The sequence below is a fragment of the Streptomyces africanus genome (assembly GCF_002150735.1).
Classification (GTDB): domain Bacteria; phylum Actinomycetota; class Actinomycetes; order Streptomycetales; family Streptomycetaceae; genus Streptomyces; species Streptomyces africanus.
Window position 1 is genome coordinate 1 of sequence record NZ_MUKA01000558.1, and the last position, 6,393, is coordinate 6,393.

The window sequence follows — 6,393 nt, forward strand, 5'->3', positions numbered from 1 at the left end:
GTCATCCAGGTCCGCCCCTCCCTTGAGGCGTTCCAGGTCGGAGGGGCGGACCTGGATGACGATCAGGGCGATCAGCGCGGCGATCGCGGTGAAGATCGCCGCCATGACGAAGGCGGCCGAGACGCCGGCGGTGAGGATCTCGTCGGACCAGGGTTTCGGCAGTTGCCCGGTGCGTTGGAAGCGCAGGCGCTCGGCAGGGGGCGCCTGCCGGAGGAAGAGCGGGATCTGCTTCTCGGCCTCGTTGGTGCTGGCCGTGCCGTACATGGTGACCAGGATGGACAGGCCGAGGGAGCCGCCGACCTGCTGGGTGGCGTTGAGCAGCCCGGAGGCCGCGCCGGTCTCCGGCGTGGGCACGTTGGACAGCGCCATGAGGGTCAGCGACACGAACTCCATGCCCATGCCGAGGCTGAAGACGAGCATCGGGCCGAGGACGCTGCCCGCGTACGTGGAGTGCACGTCGGTCAGCGTGAGCCAGGACAGCCCGGCCGCGGCCAGGAGCGCGCCCACCACCAGGAACGGCTTGGGCCCGTAGACGGGCAGGAACCGCGAGGCCAGTCCGGCGCCGATGGCGATGACCGCGCTGACCGGCAGGAAGGCCAGTCCGGCTTCGAGGGGGCTGAACCCCAGCACGTTCTGCACGAAGAGCGTGAGGAAGAAGAACATGCCGAAGATCGCGGCGGCCAGGCACAGCATGATGCCGTATGTGCCCGCGCGGTTGCGGTCGGCGAACATGTGCAGGGGCGTGATGGGCTGTCTGGAGCGCCGCTCGATCAGGATGAAGCCCGTCAGGACGACGACCGCCGCGGCGAACGAGGCGACGGTGAGGGCGTCGCGCCAGCCCTCCTGCGCGGCCCTGATGAACCCGTAGACCAGCAGCACCATGCCCACGGTGGAGGCGAGCGCGCCGGTGACGTCGAAGCGCCCGGGGTGGCGTTCGGACTCCCTGATCCAGCGCGGGGTGGCGAGCGCGATGAGCAGGCCGATGGGCACGTTGACGAACAGCACCCACCGCCAGTTCAGCCACTCCACCAGGATGCCGCCCGCGAGCAGGCCGATCGCGCCGCCGCCCGCCGAGACCGCGGCGAAGACGCCGAAGGCGCGGTTGCGTTCGGGTCCTTCGCGGAAGGTGGTGCTGATCAGGGCGAGGGCCGTCGGGGAGGCGATGGCGCCGCCGACGCCCTGGAGGGCACGCGCGCCGAGGAGTTGACCGGAGTTCTGGGAGAGCCCGCCGAGCAGGGAGGCGAGGACGAAGAGCAGCACGCCGAAGATGAAGACGCGCCGCCGTCCCAGGATGTCGCCCGTCCTGCCGCCGAGCAGCAACAGGCCGCCGAAGGTGAGGGTGTAGGCGTTGACCACCCAGGCGAGGCTCGTGGTGGAGAAGTCCAGCGCCGTCTGGATGTGCGGCAGGGCGATGTTCACGATCGTGATGTCGAGGACCACCATGAGCTGGCACGAGGCGATGACGAAGAGTGCCATCGCGTTCCCGCCACCACCGGATTCCCTGGTGGTGGTCGTCTGTGGTGTAGCCGGCTGCGGGCTGCTGCCTGCGGTGTCCACCGTTCGACGGTACGTCCGGCTCCCGGGCCTCACCACTCGATCAACGTGGGTGTCTCCCGGACTGAAATCGCCGGGGTCTGCGGTGATAATCCGTGCAAGGGAGGGCGAGGAGATCACCGTCCGGGGCGAGCTGCGGGCGGGGCTGCCGGAGTGCCGGATGCTGCTGATGATGGCCTCGACGACGCCCGAGCGGCTGCGCCGCATGCTCGATCTGCACGCCGCCGGCGTCATCAGCACCGATGCCCCGCCGGACCGGCTGGTCCACGGGGTGCGCAAGCTGGTGCGGGGGCAGCGGTTCGTCGATCCCGAGTTCGCGCCGGCCGCCCTGGACGCGGGCGCGAACCCGCTGACCCGGCGCGAGGTGGAGGTGCTGCGGCTGACCGCCGACGGCACTCCCATCCGGGAGATCGCGGAGCGGCTGTGCCTGTCCGTGGCGACGGTCCGCAACCATCTGTCGGCGATCGGCAGGAAGACGGGCGGACGCAATCGGATCGACGCGATCCGGATCGCCGTGGAGTCGGGCTGGGTGTGAACCGGGCAGGTCATCGAGGTGAACCTGCCCGGCCCCCGCGGGCCCGCGCCCTGTCCGGCCGATCTTCGGGAAGCATCCGCCGATCTCTGTCGAGCATCGCAGAGCGGGAAGCCGCGCAACAGCACCGTTCGTCACGCGTGCGGCGTGAGACCGTCACCCCCGGACCGGGAGGAACGCTGATACGCCATGGGTGTGCCGGCCCCGGCGCCCGGTCAGCGGCCGCCGCGGATCAGGCCCGTCAGATAGCGCCACAGCGAGGAACGCTGCCGGGCGGACCGGTCCGGCAGGACCTCCTCGGCCACCTCGGGCGCGGAACCGTCCGCCGAAGGCCGCGCGGGCGCCGCGGAGAGGTCGTAGCGCACGGGCAGCGAGCGCAGGCCGCGCATGAACGGGGAGGAACGCCAGGGCAGTTGGTCGGCGGGCAGGGCGAGGGCGAGGTGGTCGAACCGCTCGAACAGCCGCCCCACACCGGCCGCCGCGACCGTCGAGGCGAGCTCCCGTGACGGGCACTGGCGCGGTCCGGCTCCCCAGGACAGGTGTGCCCGGGTGCTGATGGTGGTGCCGGAGGCGACGTGGTCGGCGAAGAGCGGGTCGGCGTGCGCGGCGCCCGGGGAGACCCATACCGGGTCGCCGGCCCGGATCGTGTAGTTGCCGAGCGGGGTGTCCGCGGCCGCGAAGCGCGGGACGAAGTTCACCAGGGGCGGCTTGCGCATGACGGACCGGTTCATGGCCTCCCTGACCATCCCGGCGGACAGGCTGGCGCGCACGCTGCCCTCGCCCGAGATGACCTCGACGACCGTGTTGGAGATGAGGATGCCGACGTGGTCGGAGGTCATGCCGAGCAGCATGAACAGCTCGCGGGCCAGCTGGTCGAGCGACAGGTCGGGGTGCGCGGCCAGCAGGTAGGAGGGGAAGTCGTCGCCCGGCTTCTTAAGCTTCGTCGCGGCGAGTTCCGCCAGTGTCGCGAGCAGGCGTTCCAGTGCGGCTTCCGCGTCCGGGCCGGCGTCGAGGACGCGCCACATGTCCATCAGGGCGTCGTCGCCCTGTGAGCCGGGGAAGCCGAGCAGGTGGCTGGCCACCATCAGCGGCAGCGGCCGGGAGAACTGCGCGGACAGGTCCGCCACGCCCGTCTTTCCGCCCTGCCCGATCAGGGTGATCAGCTCGTCGGCGTAGGCGGTTACGGCGGCCTTGAGGCGCTTGGCCTGCGGGTGGCGCGGGTCCTGGAACGGCTTGAGGGCCACGTCCCAGGCCATGCGCAGCGGCCGGTATCCGGGGCCGCCCTGGATCAGGATGTGGTTGACCTCCAGGGACGGGCCGAGCGGCCAGTCGGCCGGCACCCGGCCCTCGGAGCGGGCCCGCCAGTTCTCCAGCCCCTTCGGGAAGCCGTCGTCGTCCTGGAGGACCTGGAGCGCCTCGCGGTAGCCGAGGACCAGCCAGGCGGGCACGCCGAGCAGATCGACCGGCGCGACGGGGCCGTGCTGCTGCCTCAGCCGCTCGTACACGAGCGCGGGGCGCGTCTCGTAGTCACGGGTCAGCAACGGCTGGGGACTCAGCGCCTCCAGCCGCGTGTCGTCCAGGTCCACTGATCCGCCGTCACCCCACTGGGAGTCCATCGTCTTGCCACCCTCCGACACGCCCCGTACCGGCGCACCATCAGCCGGTAACCGGAAACGGTGGGGACCCTACCCCAGAGGCAACCGGCGGGTAACGACGGGGGGTGGGGTGACGCGGGGTGGCCCGGCGCGTGCGACGCGGATCAGGCTGCGGTGTAACCGAGTTGGCGCCGCATGTAGGGCGTCATGAGGGTCTTCGCCTTGGCCATGACCGTCGTACGGCTGCCGAGGACCGCGGACTCGCCGCCCGGTACGGGCAGCACGGTCAGTCCGTCGGCCGGGCCGAACGGCACGATGAGCGGGGTGCGCTGGACCGGCCGGTAGAAGCGCGGCTCCTTGCGGTGCTTGCCCGAACTCTGCAGGTAGGCGCGGATGTTGTGGGCGGCGATGTCCGCCTGGGCGAGCGCGGCGGGGGTGATCTTGAGTTCGCTGACGTCGTTCACGTCGCCGACGGCGAACACGTCCAGCCTGCCTTCCACCCGGAGTGTCCGGTCGACCTTGACGTGTCCGTCCCGGTTCAGCCAGTCACCGTGTCCGGCCAGGCGGAGCCAGAGCGTGTTGGGTGTGGTGCCCGTCGCCCAGAAGGACAGGTCGGCCTCGATGACGGTGCCGCGGCCGTCGCGGTAGGTGCCGAAGTCGTTGCCGGGCGACATGAACGAGTCGAGCCGGACCTCGATGTCATGGGCCTCCAGCCACGCGAGGGCCTTGCGTCCCGGCCGCGCGCTGCCCGTGGAGTCGAGCAGGGCCGGTCCGGAGTGGGCGAGCGTGACGCGGGCGTCCGGCCGGGCGAGGCGGATCTCGGCGCTGAGTTCGACGCCGCCGGGGCCGCCGCCGACGACGAGGACGTGCTCGGCCGTGGCGATGTTGCGCTGGTGTTCGGCGAACGACTTGGCCGCTTCCTCGACGGCGGTGCCCAGGAAGCGGGCCGGTTCGGGGTAGTCGGCGCCGGTGGCGATCACGACCACGTCGTAGGGCAGCCGTTCGCCCGTGGCGAGGACGACCTGCCGTTCGGCGGTGTCGATACGGACGGCCTTGCCCGCGATCACGCGCCCGCGGTGCAGCAGCCGGTCGTACGGGATGAAGGGCGTGTGCGTCCACTCGGGGCGCACGCCCGCGCGCAGGGAGGCGACGCGGTGGAAGAAGACCTCCTTGCGGTCCACCAGCGTGACCCGGGCCGTCGTGTCCAGTCGCTTCGCCAGCCGGACGCCGCCGTAGCCGCCGCCGATCACCACTACGTCGCCGTCGTACACACCCGGTCTCCTGTGCTGGTGGGGGGTTGCGAGTGCCGCCGCGGAACGGGCCCCGCTCGGATCGACCCCGGCGGCCACTCGACTGACGGTGAGATTAGCGCTTGAAACTTAAAGGGATTTCGAGGTTCCGTGCATGTTCGGTGAAGGGATCGGCACCTGACCGGGCGTCACTTCCCCCAGATCTTCCGGTACGCCTCCCGGTAGCCCGACGGGTCCCAGGTCGTGGCGCCCTCGCTGTTGCCGGCCGTGGCGATGTGGACGGGGGCCGTGTACCCGCTGGCCGGGCGGCCGGAGAACGCGCGGTTGAACTCGTCGACGATCTGCCAGCCCTGGAGGGACAGCGGTTCGGGCACGGTGGCGGCCTGGTACTGCCTGCTGCTGACGCGCTGGAAGGCGGACGGATCGCCGTCGCCCGCGCCGATGTTGTACGGCGGGCCCGAGCCCTTCTCGCCGGCCGCGCGGAAGGCGGGGGCGGCGTCGGCGAAGTACAGGTCGTTGATGGCGACGGAGTGGGTCCACCGGTCCCGGAAGCGGGAGAGCAGCGAGGAGATCTCCCGCGGGGTGCGGCTGCTCGCGTCCGGGATCGGGATGTTCTCGACGGACAGCAGCCGCACCCCGCGGCACCTGGCGAGTTCCTTCCTGATCAGGTCGGACTTGTTCCTGGCGAAGGGGATCGACGCGTCGGTGATGAGCACGACCCCGGCGCGGCCGTCCGAGTCGGAGACGATCCACTGCGCGCTGATGCGGGCCACGTCCTGGACGCGGGTGGTGACGTTGGTGAAGAGGTCGGGGTCCCGGCTGGGGCCGGGCTCGGGGACCGCGTGCCAGCCGATGAGCGGGATGCGCTGCGCGCCCGCCCGGGCGACCTGCTGTGCCGTCGAGCCGGGGTCGAAGCCGCCGATGACGATGCCCGAGGGCCTCAGGGCGACGGCCTCGCTCATGGCCGCCTGGATACCGGCCGGGGTGCCTCCGCCGTCGATCACCCGGACGTTCCATCCGATGACCCGCGCGGCTTCCCGCACCCCGTTCGCGGCGCCCGCGACGCCGGGGTTGGTCATGGTCTGGGCGACGTAGACGATGGTTCTGCCCGACACCGCCTCCGGGCCGCTGGTGGGTCCGCCCCAGGGGATGTCGGTCCGCTCGGCCCGGGTGACGGCGGCCCGCGCCCCGGCCTGGACGTCGGGGCAGCCGCTCGGGCCCGTCGCGGTCTCGTCCGCGCCGTCCGATGAACCGCGCTCGCAGCCGACGAGGGCGGTCGCCGTCGCCAGCAGGGCGCAGCAGGCGAGCCGCGCGGTGCGGGCTCCGGGGGCGGCCTTGCGGTTGCGGTGCACGGGGGCTCCTGGTGAGGGGATCGGCGCGGCGGGACGTACCGAGGGGTCAGGGTGGTGTGCCCGCGGAGCCGCCCTCCGGCGTCGGGGAGGACGGCGGCGGGGTGGAGGAC

General features: G+C 71.9%; 5 protein-coding genes. 1 reads left to right on the plus strand and 4 read right to left on the minus strand.

The window, feature by feature from the left end:
• The coding region (locus CCL05_RS42020) for an MFS transporter (RefSeq protein ID WP_107400593.1) at positions 1 to 1,476 on the minus strand (1,476 nt) is incomplete at its 3' end.
• Positions 1,477 to 1,639: 163 nt separating this feature from the next.
• Here CCL05_RS42020 and CCL05_RS42025 point away from each other — a divergent pair.
• Positions 1,640 to 2,089, plus strand: a complete 450-nt coding sequence (locus CCL05_RS42025) for a response regulator transcription factor (RefSeq protein ID WP_244204601.1) — start codon at positions 1,640 to 1,642, stop codon at positions 2,087 to 2,089.
• Positions 2,090 to 2,301: 212 nt separating this feature from the next.
• On the opposite strand, the gene CCL05_RS42030 is transcribed toward CCL05_RS42025, so the two are convergent.
• The 3 genes from CCL05_RS42030 to CCL05_RS42040 all read right to left on the minus strand — a co-directional run bounded on the left by CCL05_RS42030 (position 2,302) and on the right by CCL05_RS42040 (position 6,283).
• The gene (locus CCL05_RS42030) at positions 2,302 to 3,702 is read right to left on the minus strand and encodes a cytochrome P450 (protein ID WP_086565794.1); all 1,401 of its coding nucleotides are present in this window, start codon (positions 3,700 to 3,702) and stop codon (positions 2,302 to 2,304) included.
• A 143-nt stretch (positions 3,703 to 3,845) separates the two neighbouring features.
• Positions 3,846 to 4,952 carry an FAD-dependent oxidoreductase gene (locus CCL05_RS42035; RefSeq protein ID WP_086565791.1) on the minus strand — a complete coding sequence of 369 codons (1,107 nt, stop codon included), beginning with the start codon at positions 4,950 to 4,952 and terminating at the stop codon, positions 3,846 to 3,848.
• A gap of 167 nt (positions 4,953 to 5,119) precedes the next feature.
• Positions 5,120 to 6,283, minus strand: coding sequence for a substrate-binding domain-containing protein (locus tag CCL05_RS42040; RefSeq protein ID WP_086565792.1), 1,164 nt, complete (start codon positions 6,281 to 6,283; stop codon positions 5,120 to 5,122).
• Between the last annotated feature and the right edge of the window lie 110 nt (positions 6,284 to 6,393).